We start from the raw sequence: 14,736 nt of genomic DNA, 5'->3' as shown, positions 1-14,736 counted from the left end.
GGCGTGTTCTTCCCTTCGATTCTTCGTCGTGCCGGCCCCGCGTCGTTGCGCGGGGCCGGGTTCGCGGCTCAGGGCCGCTGGTTGGACAGCACCACGGTGCCGGAGGCCGAGAACATCCCGCCCACGCCATGCGCGACGCTGATCTTCACATCCGGCACCTGCGCGGGCGCGGTGCCGCGCACCTGGCGCACGCTCTCCTGCAGGGCGAACATGCCGTACATGCCGGTGTGGGTGTAGGACAGCCCGCCGCCATTGGTGTTGAGCGGCAGCTTCGCACCGGGGCGGGTGTTGCCCTCCCAGATGAAGTCCTTCGCCTCGCCACGGCCGACGAAGCCGAGGTCTTCCAGCCCGTACATCGGCAGGTGCGCGAAGGCGTCGTAGATCATCAGGTGGTCGACATCGCTGTGCTTGATGCCGGCCATGCGGAAGGCTTCCGGCCCCGCGACGCGGAAGGCGCGGGACGACGTGAAGTCCTCCATCTGGCTGACCATGGTGGTCTCGACGGATTCACCGCTGCCCAGGATGTAGCAGGGCTTGGTCGGGAAATCCTTGGCGCGGTCGGCGGAGGTGAGGATCAGCGCGCCACCGCCATCCGTCACCAGGCAGCATTGCAGCAGCCGGAACGGGTAGGCGATCATCTTGCTGTTCAGCACGTCCTCGACCGTGATCGGGTCGCGGAAGGCGGCGCGGGGATTCTTCGCCGCCCATTCGCGCTGCACGACGGCGACCATCGCCATCTGTTCGTGCGTGACGCCGTAGGTCTTCATGTAGCGCAGCACGGGGATGGGAAAGAGCGTGGGCGGTCCCATCGGGCCGAAGGGCGCTTCGAACTGGCCGTTCAGCGATTGCGGTTCGGGCGGGCGGGGCGTGGCGTTGACGCGCGACTTGCCGCTCTCGCCATGGGTGATGAGGATGGTCTTGGCATAGCCCGCATGGATGGCGGCCGCCGCGTGGCGGACATGCAGCATGAAGGAACAGCCGCCCACACCCGTGCCATCGACCCATTTCGGCGTGATGCCGAGGTAATGCGCGATCTGCTGCGGCATCATCGGCCCGACACAGGCCACGCCGTCGATGTCCGACGGCTTCAGCCCCGCATCCTCCATCGCGTTCAGCGCGGCATCGGCATGCAGCATGATCTGCGCCATGCCGGGGATGGCGCCGAGCTTCGTGGTCTCGGCGGCGCCGACGATGGCGATCTCACCTGGCTTGATGGTCATGGGCTCAGCCCTCCTTCGCCGGACGGAACAGGGCGAGCGTGATGTCGTCGTCCATCCTGGTGAAGGCGACTTCCAGCTTCATGTCGAGCACCAGCGCCTCGGGCGTTTGCGGGCAGTCGACGATGTTGGTCATCATGCGCGGGCCTTCTTCCAGCTCGACCACCGCGATGGCGTAGGGCGGCTTGAAGCCCGGCACAGGCCGGTGGTGGATGACGTAGGAATGCAGCGTGCCGCGGCCCGAGGCCTCGAAGACCTCCACGTTGCGCGTGCCGGTATAGGGGCTGAAGGGGCGCGGCGGGAAATACGCCTTGCCGGTATCGCCGCAACGCTGCAGCAGCAGCTTTCCCTCGCGCGTGCCGTCCCAGAAATGCTTGGTCTCGGGCGTGGGTTCCGGCCGCGCGCGGCCCGGTTCGAGTGTCATCTGGCGCTTCCTCCTGCCTTGGCTTGCCGGCATGGTTGCGCGAAGCGGGCCGCGGCGGAAGGGGGCGTCATGCCGTCACCACCCGATGCCGGCGTCCTGGCGCGCCCGCCGCCGGTCTCACAGGTCCAGGATGCGCTCCGGCGCGGCGCGGCCGCGCAGCAGGTCCCACAGTCCCAGCATGTTGCCGCGGAAGCGGCCCCAACGGTCAGCCCAGGGTTCGGGCCTGAGCGAGCGCACCAGGTTCGCCAGGCAATGCCGCGCCGCGGAGGGGATCGCGTGGCTCCAGGGAAACGTCCCCTTGCGCGCCAGGTAGACCGGGTTCACCACCTGCGAATAGCCCAGCCGCACCTGCGCCACGCGCCCCGACTTCGACCCGAGGTGCACGCCGCGCGCACCGGCCAGCCGCAGGATGCTGCCGTGGCGGCCGAGCTGGCGCGTCACGTCGATATCCTCGTACCAGGCATAGAGCGGCAGGCGTTCATCGACACGGATGGCGTGCGCGCGCACCACGTCCATGCGGAAGGCCATGTTGCAGCCATAGCCGTTGAAGTGCGGCGCCATCGCCATGGCATCGGCGGGCGGCGTGTCGGCGGCGAGAAGCGCGGCGCCTTCATTGAGCGAATAGCCCGGGCCACTCGCGCCATCGGCCACCACCGTGCCGGTCGCGACCACCATGTCGGCCCGCGCGGCGAAGGCGGCCTCCAGCACGCGCAGGTAGTCCGGCGCGCACAGGAAATCATCGTCGAGGAACAGCACCACGTCGCAATCGGTCGCGGTATCCAGGATGGCGTTGCGCTGGCGCGGCAGGCCGGCGGGGGCGGTGATGAAGTCGGCGCCGCTGCAGCCCGTCACGTCGTCCGGCGTGACGTGGCAGACGATGATGCGATCCGGCGCGCGGGTCTGTCGGCGCAGGTCTGCCAGCACGCCGGCGAGGATGGCGGGGCGCCCGCGCGTGGCGATGCCGATGGCGATCCGCATCACGCGGCTTCCGTCAGCGGCGCGATGGCGGCGGGGCGGCGCGCCTCCGGTGCCAGCATGCCGGCGAGCCGTCCACGGAAGGTCATCCCGTAGTAGCCGGCATCGTGCATCCGCCCGCGCAGCAGGCTGGCCGCGACGCCGCCAAGCGGACGCACCAGGAAGGTCATGCGCATGGACAGCGGCGCGCCATTGCGCCGCAGCGCGAAGCCAAGCCCACGCCCGTAGCGTTCCGCGCGCTCGATCGCGACATCCGACAGTCGCTTGTCGGGATGGATGATCCGCAGCGCATGGTCGTACTGCGCGCGCAGCCCGCGCGCCATGGCGCGGCACACCAGGTCGTTGCCCTCGGCCGAGCCGAAGGGGCTGCCCGGCCCCATGCCCTCGTCGAAGCCGCCGAGCGCGAGCGCGGCGTCGCGGCGCAGGAAGATGTTGAACTCGATCACGCTGGTCCAGACGGTCACGAGGTCGATCGGCCCTGACGCATCGCGCCAGCGCCCCGACCCCAGCCCGCCATCGGGCGAGGCCGCCGGCCCGGTCAGCACCGCCAGCGTTGCATCGCCCATGAAGGCCGCATCCACGCGATCCAGCACGCCGGGCGGATAGAGGCAGTCATCATCCGGGAAGGTCACGATCGCCCCGCGCGCGTGGCGCAGGCCGAGGTTGCGCGCGTGGTTCGCGTTGTGCACGGAAGACCGCAGCCGCCGCAGCGCGATGCGCGGCGCATAGGCGGCCTCGATCGCGCCGAGGCGGTCGTCGTCGTTCTGGTCGACGATGATGACCTCGAAGTCGGAGCGCCCCTGCGCGAGCAGGCTGTCGAGCAGTTCGCCGACTTCCGCATCGCGCCCGAGTGTCGCGACCACCAGCGAGAATCTCATCGCCGCGCCTCCTCGACCACGCGGCGCATCGCTGACCGGAAGGCGGCGCGGGAGAAGCGCTCGGCCTGCGCGCGGCAGGCGGCGGGGCTGATCATCAGCGTCTCGAAGTGCTCCACGGCGGCGATGATCGCCTCGGGCGTTTGGGTGTCGAAGAACAGGCCGGTGTCGGGCGTCACGATGTCCCGCGCGCCGCCGCGGCCATAGGCGATGACCGGCGTGCCGCAGGCCAGCGCTTCGACCGTAGCAATGCCAAAGTCCTCCTCGGCGGCAAAGACGCAGGCGCGGGCGGATTGCGTCAGCGCCACCAGCTCCGGCGTGCCGACACGGCCACGGAATTCGATGTTCGGCGCGCCGGCGGCGGCTTCGCGCACGCGGGCCTCGTTGGTGCCGTCGCCCACGATCACCAGGCGGCGGGCGGGCATGCGCGCGAAGGCGGCGGCGATCACCTCGATGCGCTTGTAGGGCACCATGCGCGAGGCGGTCAGGTAGTGGTCCTGCTTCATCTCCTGCAAGGTGAAGCGCTCCACATCGACCGGCGGATGCACCACGATGCTCTCGCGCCGCCAGGCCTTGGCGATGCGCTGCGCGATGTAGGTGGAATTCGCCACCACCACGTCCGGGCTGGCGGCGGAACTGCGGTCCCATTGCCGCAGCCGGTGCAGCAGGCGGCGCGCATAGAGGCCCTTCAGCCCGCGCTCCATGCCGGATTCCCGCAGGTACTGGTGCTGCAAATCCCACGCATACCGCATGGGGCTGTGGACGTAGGACACGTGCAACTGCCCCGGCCCGGTGATCACGCCCTTGGCCACGGCATGCGACGACGACAGCACCAGATCATAGCCGGTCATGTCGAACTGCTCGACCGCCAGCGGCATCAGCCCGAGATACTTGCGGAAGTGCCGGCGCGCGAAGGGCAGGCGCTGGAGGAAGCTGGTCCGCACCGTCCGCCCGCGCAGCCAGCCGCGCTCGGCCTCGGGCATGAAATCCACCAGCACGTGCAGGTCGGCCTCGGGCCATTCGGCGAGCAACTGTTCCACCACGCGCTCCGATCCCGCGAAGCTGTCCAGCCATTCATGGACGATGGCGACCTTCATGCGATGCGGTCCTTCAGCAGCGCCAGCAATGCGCGCGCGGCGCCTTCCCAGGTGAAGGTGGCGGCGCGCGCGAGCCCGGCGTCGCGCAACCCGTCGCGCAGACCGTCCTCGGTGACCAGGCGATCCAGCGACTCGGCCAGCGTGGCGGGTTGCGCCGGGTCGAAATACAGCGCGGCGCTGCCGCAGACCTCCGGCACCGCGCCGGCATGGGCCGCCACCACCGCGCAGCCGCAGGTCATGGCCTCCAGCGGCGGCAGGCCGAAGCCCTCGTAGCGCGAGGGGAATACCAGGCAGAGCGCGTTCTCGTACAGCGCGCGCAGCTCGGCATCGCTGACGCGGCCCAGCACGCGCGCGGCGTCCGCCGCCACGCCGCCGCCGGCGCGGAATACGGCGGGGTCGGCGGCGCCCGCCACCGCCAGCGTCAGCCCGTGACGCCCGAGCACCTCGGCCGCCGCGGTCAGTGCCGCGAGGTTCTTGTGCGCCGCCGGATTGCCCACCACCAGCGCGTAGCGCGCCGGCGCCAGCCCATGCCGGCCCAGCACGCTGCCATCGGCGGGCGCGCGCAGCACATGCTCGCCGCCTTCGGGCAGCACGCCGATGGTCGCGGCATCGATGCCGAGCGCGGCCGCGATCCGCCCGCGCGAGAAGTCCGACACCGTCAGGATGCGCGCGCCACGCCGCGCCAGCAGGCGCTGCAGCAGCCGGTACCAGCTGCGAAAGGCGAAGGAGTAGCTCTCGGGCGTGTCGAAGGCGCCGGCGTCGTGGATCACCACGGCCTGCCGGGCGCCGGCCAGGATCGGCGCGGTATTGCCCAGGTTCACCAGCAGATCGCCACGCAGCGCGCGCGGCAGATCGACCTGCTCCCAGGCCTGGCCGCCGCGCGAACCCACCGTCTCGGCACGCCAGGCGCGAAGCCCGGCATCGCGCGCGCCGGGCGGGTGCAGCACGCGCGCCGCCGGCCATTCGCCGCGCGCGGCCAGCGCATCGGCGGCGGCGGTGATCTCGGTGGCGAAGCGCTGCACGCCGGTCATCCCCTGCGTGAGGAAGCGCCCATTGATCGCAATGCCGGTCATGCGCGCACACGCCGCAGCAGCATGGCGCGGTCCTCCATGGGCGCGATGCGCCAGCCCAGCGCGACCACCACGCCGAGCGTCACCGCGCCGATCGCGACAGCCCAGCCCAACCCCAGCGGCACCATCAGCGCCAGCCCGACGCCCGCCGCGCCCAGCAGCGGCAGCAGCGCGCGCCCGGCATCCTTCGCCGGCGGGAAGAAGCGCGCCGCCAGCAGGAAGCGCCCGGCGCAATCCGTGGCGGCGCGTGCGGCCCAGGCGATCGCGGCACCCTCGATTCCCATCAGCACCAGCAGCGCCGCGCCCAACGGCAGGAATACCGCCGCCTGCACCAGGGAGAAGGTCGCCACCACCTCGGGCCGGCCGATCGCATCCAGCAGCACCCCCGGCACGAAGGCCAGGCAGGAGAAGAAGATCCCCACGCCCAGGATGCGCAGCACCATCCCGCCGCCCTGCGCGAAGTCCTGCCCCAGCCACAGCCACAGCAGCCATTCGGCGCCGGCCACGATCACCAGGCAGGCCGGCAGCACCAGCCCCGCCACGATCAAGGCGCCGCGGCGCAGCAGCAGCGCGGTGCGCTCCGGCGCGGACCTGAACGAGGAAGCGATGGCCGGCAGCAGCGCCTGCGCCACCGCCACCGGCAGGATCCACATGCGCATCACCAAGTCGAGCGGTGTCGCATAGAAGGCCACCGCCGTCAGCCCGATCAGCGCGCCGACCAGGAAGCGGTCGGCATACAACAGCACCTGCGTCAGCGCGCCCGACAGCGACATCCACCCGCCCTGGCGCAGCAGCGGCCGCAGCAGGCCGAAGCCCGGCCGCGCCAGCCCCAGCCCCGGCACGTCGCGCCAGGCCAGCGCGGCATAGGCGATGCCGCTCACCAGCCGCACCAACACCAGCGCCACCATCACCGCGACCAGGCTGTCGAAGGCCAGCAGGGCGATCACCGGGCCGAGGTAGTAGAAAACGCTGACCGGCATGTTCACCAGGTTGGCCGCGCGGAAGCGCTGCCAGGCCGCCAGCACGCCCCACAGCGCGGCGTTGATGACCACCAGCGGCGCGGCCGCCGCCAGCACGCGGAAGGCGGCCAGCGCCTCGGCTTCCAGGGCGGGGGGCACCAGCAGCACGCGGCCGATCAGCAGCGGCATGACAGCCCAGGCCAGCGCCGCCATCACGATGGACACGCCCAGCAGCGACCACAGCGTGGCGCCGACCAGCGCCGGCGCCTCGGCGCCGCGGCCTTCGCCGATGCGCTCCGACACCGCGCGCGTCAGCGCCATGCCGAGGCCGAGGTCGAACACCCCGAAAATGCCCACCAGCGCCAGCGCCAGGGTGAACAACCCCCAGCGATCCGTCCCCATCAGGTGGACCAGCACCGGCGTCAGCGCGAGCGCCAGCAGCAGCGGCACGCCGCGCCCGACCGCGTTCCACAGCACGCCGGAGACGAGCCTGCGGCCGCCCGTTCGCTCGTCTGCGCGCTCCTCCGCGCTACGGGGCGCCGTGGCTGTCATGGGGTGGGTCCGAATCGGGGCGCGGGGAAGATCATGGGAGGCAGACACTAGGCCCGATGGCGCTGCGAGGCTTCAGGGAGCGCGGAGGCGAGCCTCGCCCTGCCGATCCGCGACGACACTCGCAACCAGCAGGCCCTGCGGATCGCGCCAGGCGCGATCCGGGAGCGCACAGCGCGACCGCGCCCAGACCGTCCGTTGCCCCCAGCGCACCAGTGCGCGGCGCGAAGGCAAGGCCGGCGGATGCCGCCCGCCCGCCATCCGAGGGTCATGAAGAATCAAACTGGGCGTCGGCCTGCCTTGCAGGCCGAAGCTCAGTGCGCGCCGCGGCGCGACAGCACGGCCAACGGCGTCTTCAGCAGGATGCGGACATCCGCCATCATCGAGGGCTGCGAGACATAGGCCACGTCGAGCGCCACGCGCTGGTCGTAGGTCGTCTCGGACCGCCCGCTGACCTGCCACAGGCCGGTGATGCCCGGGCGCACCGTGACGTAATGCGCCGCCGCCGCGCCGTAGTGACGGTCGAGCTCGGCCTGGGTGACCGGGCGCGGGCCGACGATGCTCATCTCCCCGCGCAGCACGTTGATCAGCTGCGGCAGCTCATCGAGCGAGGTGGCGCGCAGGAAGGCGCCGATGCGGGTCACGCGCGGGTCGTTCTTCAGCTTGCGGGTGGCGTCCCATTCGGCGCGCGCCGCGGGGTCGGCGGCCAGCAGCGCATCGAGCCGCGCCTGGCTGTCCATCACCATCGAGCGGAACTTGAGGCAGCCGAAGATGCGCCCGAACCGGCCGACGCGCGGATGCGCGTAGAACACCGCGCCGCCATCGGCGCGCACCAGCAGCGCGACCACCAGGAAGAAGGGCGCGGCCAGCAGCAGCGCGGTGCCGGCGATCGCGATGTCGGCCGCGCGCTTGGCCATCGGCAGCCGCGCCGCGGCACGGTCGGCGGAACCAAGGAAGCCCGACAGCGCGGCGATCGCGCGCGACGCCGCATCCTGCGGGGGAAGGGGACCAACCGGAACGCTGGACATGAGCGAGTTCGGCCTTCTGGGTGTACCGCTGCCGGCGGGGGGCCGGCGGCGGCCAGGGGGGTCCCTTTGGAACGTGAGGCCCTCGCCGCGATTGCGGCCGGGGGCGACCCGATCCTCGGGTGAACGCATCAATGACCCTTGGCGTGGGCGGATGTGGGACCGGCTTGCGGCGGGATTGTGGCGGCGCAGCATTACGATTGCGCATCGCTGCCCGGCCGAACGGCGAATTCCCCGCACCGCACGGGCCCCGCAGTTGAGGCGCCGCATCAAGAAGCGCGAACAGCCCATTTCACCCGGCCGGATCCTGGTCTAGACGCGGGTGTCCCGCGGAGTGCGCGCCCTGTCGTCCAGGCTGTCCACGGTCCTGCCCTATTTTTTCGCGCTGGCGATCGGCCTGGCGCTGGCGGGCACCATCTTCCCTGTCGAGTTCCTGGTGCCGCGCGCCGGCCAGGGCTGGGCGCCGCAGGGCGATGCGGCGCAGCACGCCATCGCGCAGCGGTACTTCATCGGCGATGCCTGGCGCTGGCCGCCGCTGGTCGCGCGCAACCTGATCCCGCCGGAGGGGCTGAACATCGCCTTCTCCGACGGCATCCCCTTGCAGGCGATGCTGCTGAAGGCGCTGCGCGCCTGGCTGCCCGCGGGCTTCCACGGCATCGGGCTGTGGTACGCGGTCGCCTGGGTGGCGCAGCCGGTCGCGGCGGTGTGGTGCCTGCGCGCGGCGGGCGAGACGCGGCTGCTGCCGGCCATCGGCATCGCGCTCGCCGCCGTCTCGATGCCCGCCTTCATCAACCGCTACGGCCATGCGGCGCTGACCGGGCAGTTCGCCTTGTTCATCGCGCTCGGCTTCTACCTGCGGCTGGTGCGCGCGCCCTCGGCCGGGCTGTGGGCGGCGGCGGCGCTGGCGATGGTCGCGACGCTGCTGGTGCATCCGTATCTGGCGGCGATGGCGCTGGCGGTGCTGGCGGCCGCGCCGCTGACGCTGCTGCTGCGCGGCGATGGGCGCTGGGTCGGCGCCGCGGCCGGGATGGCGGCGACGATCGCGCTGGTGGGCGGCGTGATGCTGGCCTTCGGCTACATCGGCGCGCAGGGCGATGGCGGCTTCGGGCAATTCGCGCTGAACCTGCTCTCGCCCTTCTGGCCCTACCGGTCATGGGCGCTGGGCGGCCTGGCGCCGCGCGAGATCGACGCCACCGGGCATGGCGGGTGGGAAGGCTACAACTGGCTCGGGCTGGGGCTGTTGCTGGGGCTGGTGGCGGTGCTGGCGCTGCGGCCCCGCGCGACGATGGCGGCGCTGCGCCACCATGGCGGGCTGGCGATGGCGCTGCTGGGGCTGACGCTGCTGGCGCTGTCCTTCCGCGTCGGCGCGGGCAGCACGCTGCTGGTCGACCTCGGGCCCGCGCCGGGCTTCCTCGAGCAGTTCCGCGCCTCGGGCCGGTTCTTCTGGCCGGTGGGCTGCGCGCTGCTGGTGGGCGTCGCGGCGCTGCTGGCGCGGGCGCCGCATATCGGGTCGCTGGCGGTGCTGGCGCTGGGCCTGGTGCAATTCGCGGATGCCACGCCGAATCGGCGGGCGATCGCGGCCTGGGCGGGCGAACGGCCAAGCTGGGTGGTGGATGCGCCGGCGCTGCGCGGGATGTTGGCGCGCGCCGAAACACTGACGCTGCTGCCGAGCTGGCCCTGCGTGCCGCCGCGCGATCCGCTCGGCGACCATGCGCGCCAGTTGCAGGTGCTGTCGCTGGCGGCGGAACGCCCGGTGCCGGCCAACACCATGTACGTGGCGCGCTGGCGCGAACGGCCGGTCTGCACGGATGCAACGAGGCTCACCACGCCGCTGGCGCGCGGCGAGCTGCGCGTGATCCTGCCCGGCGCGCGGGATCAGGCGGCGGCGCTGATGCCGGGGTTCGCGTCGCTCTGCGCGCCGCTCGGCGACCTGATGGCCTGCCGGCTCGGCGAATAGCGTTCGGTGAAATACAGCGGGCGCTGCTTGGTCTCGTTGAAGATGCGCCCGAGGTATTCGCCGATGATCCCCAGCATCATCATCTGCACGCCGCCCAGGAACAGCGTGACCGCCAGCAGCGACGGATAGCCCGCCACTGGATTGCCGTGCAGCAGCGTGCCGCCGACGATGAAGGCGAGGTAGCACGACGCCAGCACCGCGATGGCGAAGCCGAAATACGTCGCGACCTTGAGCGGTGCCACGGTGAAGGAGGTGATGCCCTCCAGCGAGAAATTCCACAGCTTCCAGTAGTTCCACTTGGTCTCGCCGGCGGCGCGCGGGGCGCGGTCGTAGCGCACCGCGCGCGAGGGAAAGCCGACCCAGGCGAACAGCCCCTTCATGAAGCGGTGGTGTTCGCGCAGCTTCAGCAGCGCATCGGTGGCGCGGCGGCTCATCAGCCGGAAATCACCGGTGTCAGGGGGCAACTGCACCTTGCCGCCCAGGCGCTGCATGACCCGGTAGAAGCCGGCGGCGGTGGCCTTCTTCACCCAGGTCTCGCCCTGCCGCGTGTTGCGCTGGGCATAGACCACGTCGAAGCCTTCCCGCCAGGCGGCGACCAGCTCCGGGATGACCTCCGGCGGGTCCTGCAGGTCGGCGTCGATCACCACCACGGCGTCGGTGCCGCGGGCATGGTCGAGCCCGGCGGTCAGCGCGATCTCCTTGCCGAAATTGCGCGACAGGTTGACGACGGCGGCGCGCGGGTCGTCGCGCTGCAGGCCGGACATGACCTCCAGCGTGGTGTCGCGGGAGCCGTCATTCACATAGACGACCTCCCAGGACAGCCCGATCCCGGCCAGCGCCGCCGCCAGGCGGCGATGGAATTCGGGCAGGACCTCCTGCTCGTTATAGGCAGGCACGACGATGGACAGGGCAGGGGCGTCGGTCATGGGGGGTTCCGGGCGGCGGGCGGCCACCGCCCGTCGCCTGCCAGGAACAGCACGCGGCGGGCCAAATCAAGGCGGAGTTGCGGTCAACCGGTGACCTGGAGGTTCAGCTCGGTCGCCAGCGCCGTCCAGTCGCGCAGCGCACGGGCGATGTCCGCGCGGAAGGCGTCGGGGCCGAGGTATTGCGGGATGGTGTCGATCTCGTTCAGGCGCTGGAGCGTCGCGGGGGTCTCCATCACCTTGCGGAAGGACGCCACGGCGCGGTCCAGGATCGGCTGCGGCACGCGGGCAGGGGCGAGCAGCCCGATGAAGCCGGCGAAGGCGAAGCGTTCGGAGAAGCCGCTCTCGCGCATCAGCGGCACCTGCGGCAATGACGGCAGGCGCAGCGTGCCCGACAACGCCAGCGGGCGGATGCGCCCGGCGCGGATCGCCCCGCCGCTCGCCGCCATGGAATGGAAGGCGCAGGCGACGTTGCCGGCCAGCATGTCCTGCAGCATGGGCCCTTCGCCGCGATAGGCGACATGCGTCATGTTCAGCCGCGCCTCGTCGGAGAACATCTGCCCATAGGCATGCCCCGACGACCCCGGCGCGTAGGAGGCGTAGGAGAGATCCTTGCCGCGCGCCCAGGCCGCGAAGTCCTGCACCGTATTGCCCTGCGTGGAGGGCGAGGCGCAGAGCACCAGCGGCGTCACGCCCAGCTTGCCGATCGGGGCGAAATCCGCGACCGGGTCGTAGGGGAAGCGCCGCAGGACCACGGGCGAGGTCACATGCGTGGTGATGGTGAACAGCATCGTGTGGCCATCGGGCGTGGCGCGCGCCGCGGCCTCGGTGCCGATCAGCCCGCCGGCGCCGCCGCGATTGTCGATCACGATCGACTGGCCGAGATCCGCCGCCATGGGTTCCGCCACCAGCCGCGCCCACAGGTCGGTCGACCCGCCGGGCGGGAAGGGCACGATCCAGCGAATCGGGCGGTCCGGCCAGGACTGCGCGATTCCCGGCCGTGCCAGCGCCATGGCGCCCCCAAGGCCGAGCAGCGTCCTGCGATCGATCATGATGTCCTCCCTTTCGTTGGAACAATCGTAGATCAGGCGGGCCGGCGACGGGAACGCCCGTGATGTGGCGCCGGCGCGCAGTGTGCGCGCCGGCGTGGTGGGGCTGCCGGCGGGTGGCGGACCGCGGCGGTGGCCGGGGTGGCGCCGCGCTCGTGCGGCGCGGTGCTGCGCGATGCGGCATCCTGCCTTCGCCTTGCCCAGTCGGCGCACGGATTGCCGCGGGGCGAAGCGGCACTATCCTCACCCCCATGTCCGCACCGCGCACCCTGCCTGAGCTCGAAGCCGATGTCCGTCGCGACCTGGAACTGACAGCGCATCCGCGCGCGCCCTGGCTCGAGGCCAAGACCAGCGGCGGCAGGCCGGTGCTGGACTGCCTGGTGATCGGCGGCGGGCAATGCGGCGTCGCGGTGGCCTTCGCGCTGAAGCGGGACAGGGTGGACAATATCCTGGTGCTGGACCGCGCCCATCACGGCCGCGAAGGGCCCTGGGTGACCTATGCGCGGATGCACAACCTGCGGTCCCTGAAGGACCAGACCGGGCCGGACCTTCGCATCCCGGCGCTGACCTACCAGGCCTGGCACGAGGCGCAGTTCGGCGCCGCGCATTTCACCGCCATGCGCTGGATCCCGAAGGAATTGTGGAACGACTACCTGCTGTGGTTCCGCCGCGTCACCGGCGTGCCGGTGCGCAATGGTGTCACGGCCGGGCGCATCGCCCCCGCGCGCACCGATGATGGCCTGCCCTGCCTTTCGGTCGAGACCAGCGACGGCCCGAGGCTGGCGCGCAAGGTGGTGATGGCGACCGGGCAGCAGGGCGTGGGCGGCACCTGGATGCCGGATTTCGTGCGCGACCTGCCGCCGGCGCTGCGCGCCCATGCCTGGGACGAGATCGTTTTCGCCGCGCTGCGCGGGCGCGTGGTGGCGGTGCTGGGGGCGGGGGCCTCGGCCTTCGACAATGCCGCGGTGGCGCTGGAGGCCGGCGCGGCGGAGGTCCACCTGTTCTGCCGGCGCGCCGAACCGATGATCGTGCAGCCGTATCGCTGGCTGACCTTCGCCGGCTTCCTGCGCCACCTGCACGAGATGCCTGACGCTTGGCGCTGGCGTTTCATGGCGAAGATCCTGGGTATGCGGGAGGGCTTCGCGCAGGACACCTACGACCGCGCCAACGCGCATCCGAACTTCACCATGCATATCGGTCGGCCGTGGACCGGGGCGCGGATGGAGCATGGGCGGGTGGTGCTGGAGACGGCGCGGGGCGACTTCGCCGCGGATTTCGCGATCTGTGGCACAGGGGTGCGGATGGACCCGGCGCTGGTGCCGGAACTGGCGAGCTGCGCGGACAACATCGCGCTGTGGCGCGACCGCTATGCACCGCCGACCGAGGAGGCGAACGAAAGGCTGGCGGCGTTTCCCTACCTCGCGCCCGATTCGTCCTTCGTGGAGAAGCGGCCGGGCGAGACGCCCTGGGTGCGCGACATCCACCTGTTCGGCATCGGCACCAGCATGTCCTTCGGCCCGGCGGGGTCGTCGATCAATGCCATGAGCATCGCCGCCCCGAGGCTTGCCGCCGGCGTCACGCGTGGGCTGTTCGAAGCGGACCTGCCCAGGCTGCACGCGGAACTGGAAGCCTATGCGATCCCGCAGGTGGTGCTCGACCTGACGCGCGTCGCCGCGGAATAGAGATCCGCCTTTCGGATCGCGCGACGGCGCGATCCGGGAGCGCAAGGCGCGACCGCGCCCAGACCGTCAGTCGACCCCGGCGCAGCAGTGCGTGGCGCGCAGGCAAGGCGGGCGGATGCCCGCCGCCCGCCGCTTGAGGGTCAAACTAAAAAGTCCAGCTCGCGAAGGCGATGAAGCGGTTGTCGCAGACCTTCAGCCCGCCGCACTGGCTCTGGCTGATGTCGGTGCCGTAGAAGCCGCCGCCGACCGAGAAGCCGTAGCGGATCGGCACCGTCAGGTAGATGCTGTAGGCGAGGTAGTCCGGCGCGCCGAAGCGGGCGTTGTTGTCGATCCACTGGTAGCCGATGCGCCCCGACACCACGGCGTCGAGCACCGGGGTCTTCCAGTCGATCCCGGCTTCCAGCCACACGCTGTTGCCGGAGGACCCGAAATAGTCCGGCGACCAGGCCGCCGTGCCGACGATGGTGACCGGGTCCAGGTCGTATTTCAGCTTGAGCACGGCCTCGGCGAAGTCGATGTCATACTGGCCCGGCTGCGCGCTGTAGCCCGGATAGCCGTAGTAGACGCCGCTGATGTCGAAGGTGAAGGCGCCGATCGTGCGGCGATAGCCGACGATGCCGTCGACTTCCTGGCGCGCATTGGTGTTGGGGAAGGTGACGTTGCTCGCGAAGGCGCCGACATACAGGCCGATCTCGTGCGAGAGCTCGACCGAACCCTGCACGGCCGGCCGGCTGCGCGTCTGGCTGATGTTGCGGAACACGTAGTCGGTGGTGCCGATGACTGTCCCGGTGGCGGTGAAGCCGCTGCCGAGTTCGACCTGCGCGGTGGCAGGCGCGGCGAGCAATCCGAGGCCGAGGGCGAAACCGGCGATCTTCTTCAGCATGCGTGCGTGTCCGATCCTGATCCTGGGCCGGCGGCTGCGCGGCCATGGGCG

At 71.3% G+C, this 14,736-nt stretch carries 13 protein-coding genes; 2 read left to right on the top strand and 11 right to left on the bottom strand.

Going from position 1 to position 14,736, the window contains the following annotated elements; genetic code table 11:
* Positions 1–68: 68 nt before the first annotated feature.
* The 8 genes from LQ222_RS06170 to LQ222_RS06135 form a co-directional block, all read right to left on the bottom strand.
* Positions 69–1,220 (bottom strand): thiolase C-terminal domain-containing protein, encoded by a 1,152-nt coding sequence (locus LQ222_RS06170; RefSeq protein ID WP_230165165.1) that lies wholly within the window; start codon positions 1,218–1,220, stop codon positions 69–71.
* Between the two features lie 4 nt (positions 1,221–1,224).
* The gene (locus tag LQ222_RS06165; RefSeq protein WP_230165164.1) at positions 1,225–1,641 is read right to left on the bottom strand and encodes a Zn-ribbon domain-containing OB-fold protein; all 417 of its coding nucleotides are present in this window, start codon (positions 1,639–1,641) and stop codon (positions 1,225–1,227) included.
* Between the two features lie 117 nt (positions 1,642–1,758).
* On the bottom strand, positions 1,759–2,619 hold the full coding sequence (locus tag LQ222_RS06160; RefSeq protein ID WP_230165163.1) for a glycosyltransferase family 2 protein: 861 nt from the start codon (positions 2,617–2,619) through the stop codon (positions 1,759–1,761).
* Positions 2,619–3,494: a glycosyltransferase family 2 protein gene (locus LQ222_RS06155; protein ID WP_230165162.1), complete on the bottom strand. Its 876-nt coding sequence runs from the start codon at positions 3,492–3,494 to the stop codon at positions 2,619–2,621. Before LQ222_RS06155 ends, LQ222_RS06160 begins: the two co-directional genes overlap by 1 nt.
* Positions 3,491–4,588 carry a glycosyltransferase gene (locus LQ222_RS06150; RefSeq protein ID WP_230165161.1) on the bottom strand — a complete coding sequence of 366 codons (1,098 nt, stop codon included), beginning with the start codon at positions 4,586–4,588 and terminating at the stop codon, positions 3,491–3,493. Before LQ222_RS06150 ends, LQ222_RS06155 begins: the two co-directional genes overlap by 4 nt.
* Positions 4,585–5,661, bottom strand: coding sequence for a glycosyltransferase family 1 protein (locus LQ222_RS06145; RefSeq protein WP_230165160.1), 1,077 nt, complete (start codon positions 5,659–5,661; stop codon positions 4,585–4,587). Before LQ222_RS06145 ends, LQ222_RS06150 begins: the two co-directional genes overlap by 4 nt.
* Positions 5,658–7,094 carry a flippase gene (locus LQ222_RS06140; protein WP_230165159.1) on the bottom strand — a complete coding sequence of 479 codons (1,437 nt, stop codon included), beginning with the start codon at positions 7,092–7,094 and terminating at the stop codon, positions 5,658–5,660. Before LQ222_RS06140 ends, LQ222_RS06145 begins: the two co-directional genes overlap by 4 nt.
* A 386-nt stretch (positions 7,095–7,480) precedes the next feature.
* Positions 7,481–8,194 carry a sugar transferase gene (locus tag LQ222_RS06135; RefSeq protein ID WP_230165158.1) on the bottom strand — a complete coding sequence of 238 codons (714 nt, stop codon included), beginning with the start codon at positions 8,192–8,194 and terminating at the stop codon, positions 7,481–7,483.
* A gap of 331 nt (positions 8,195–8,525) precedes the next feature.
* Between LQ222_RS06135 and LQ222_RS06130 the strand changes: the two genes are divergently transcribed.
* On the top strand, positions 8,526–10,148 hold the full coding sequence (locus LQ222_RS06130; protein WP_230165157.1) for a DUF6311 domain-containing protein: 1,623 nt from the start codon (positions 8,526–8,528) through the stop codon (positions 10,146–10,148).
* On the opposite strand, the gene LQ222_RS06125 is transcribed toward LQ222_RS06130, so the two are convergent.
* Both LQ222_RS06125 and LQ222_RS06120 read right to left on the bottom strand, forming a co-directional pair.
* Positions 10,067–11,074 carry a glycosyltransferase family 2 protein gene (locus LQ222_RS06125; RefSeq protein ID WP_230165156.1) on the bottom strand — a complete coding sequence of 336 codons (1,008 nt, stop codon included), beginning with the start codon at positions 11,072–11,074 and terminating at the stop codon, positions 10,067–10,069. The genes LQ222_RS06130 and LQ222_RS06125 overlap by 82 nt on opposite strands.
* A gap of 83 nt (positions 11,075–11,157) precedes the next feature.
* Positions 11,158–12,123: a tripartite tricarboxylate transporter substrate binding protein gene (locus tag LQ222_RS06120; protein WP_230165155.1), complete on the bottom strand. Its 966-nt coding sequence runs from the start codon at positions 12,121–12,123 to the stop codon at positions 11,158–11,160.
* Positions 12,124–12,371: 248 nt separating this feature from the next.
* Between LQ222_RS06120 and LQ222_RS06115 the strand changes: the two genes are divergently transcribed.
* The gene (locus LQ222_RS06115) at positions 12,372–13,802 is read left to right on the top strand and encodes an NAD(P)-binding domain-containing protein (RefSeq protein WP_230165154.1); all 1,431 of its coding nucleotides are present in this window, start codon (positions 12,372–12,374) and stop codon (positions 13,800–13,802) included.
* Between the two features lie 145 nt (positions 13,803–13,947).
* Here LQ222_RS06115 and LQ222_RS06110 read toward each other — a convergent pair whose 3' ends face one another.
* Positions 13,948–14,685, bottom strand: coding sequence for a TorF family putative porin (locus LQ222_RS06110; RefSeq protein WP_230165153.1), 738 nt, complete (start codon positions 14,683–14,685; stop codon positions 13,948–13,950).
* Between the last annotated feature and the right edge of the window lie 51 nt (positions 14,686–14,736).

It is taken from the genome of Roseomonas sp. CECT 9278 (assembly GCF_918698155.1).
Taxonomy (GTDB): Bacteria; Pseudomonadota; Alphaproteobacteria; order Acetobacterales; family Acetobacteraceae; genus Neoroseomonas.
Note: the sequence above shows the minus strand (reverse complement) of the source record. Positions and strands in the feature narration are given on the sequence as shown.

Excerpts from the sequence above, each read along its gene's own strand:
- LQ222_RS06170 (WP_230165165.1), bottom strand. The coding sequence starts at position 1,220 with ATGACCATCAAGCCAGGTGAGATCGCCATCGTCGGCGCCGCCGAGACC.
- LQ222_RS06165 (WP_230165164.1), bottom strand. The coding sequence starts at position 1,641 with ATGACACTCGAACCGGGCCGCGCGCGGCCGGAACCCACGCCCGAGACC.
- LQ222_RS06160 (WP_230165163.1), bottom strand. The coding sequence starts at position 2,619 with ATGCGGATCGCCATCGGCATCGCCACGCGCGGGCGCCCCGCCATCCTC.
- LQ222_RS06155 (WP_230165162.1), bottom strand. The coding sequence starts at position 3,494 with ATGAGATTCTCGCTGGTGGTCGCGACACTCGGGCGCGATGCGGAAGTC.
- LQ222_RS06150 (WP_230165161.1), bottom strand. The coding sequence starts at position 4,588 with ATGAAGGTCGCCATCGTCCATGAATGGCTGGACAGCTTCGCGGGATCG.
- LQ222_RS06145 (WP_230165160.1), bottom strand. The coding sequence starts at position 5,661 with ATGACCGGCATTGCGATCAATGGGCGCTTCCTCACGCAGGGGATGACC.
- LQ222_RS06135 (WP_230165158.1), bottom strand. The coding sequence starts at position 8,194 with ATGTCCAGCGTTCCGGTTGGTCCCCTTCCCCCGCAGGATGCGGCGTCG.
- LQ222_RS06125 (WP_230165156.1), bottom strand. The coding sequence starts at position 11,074 with ATGACCGACGCCCCTGCCCTGTCCATCGTCGTGCCTGCCTATAACGAG.
- LQ222_RS06120 (WP_230165155.1), bottom strand. The coding sequence starts at position 12,123 with ATGATCGATCGCAGGACGCTGCTCGGCCTTGGGGGCGCCATGGCGCTG.
- LQ222_RS06115 (WP_230165154.1), top strand. The coding sequence starts at position 12,372 with ATGTCCGCACCGCGCACCCTGCCTGAGCTCGAAGCCGATGTCCGTCGC.
- LQ222_RS06110 (WP_230165153.1), bottom strand. The coding sequence starts at position 14,685 with ATGCTGAAGAAGATCGCCGGTTTCGCCCTCGGCCTCGGATTGCTCGCC.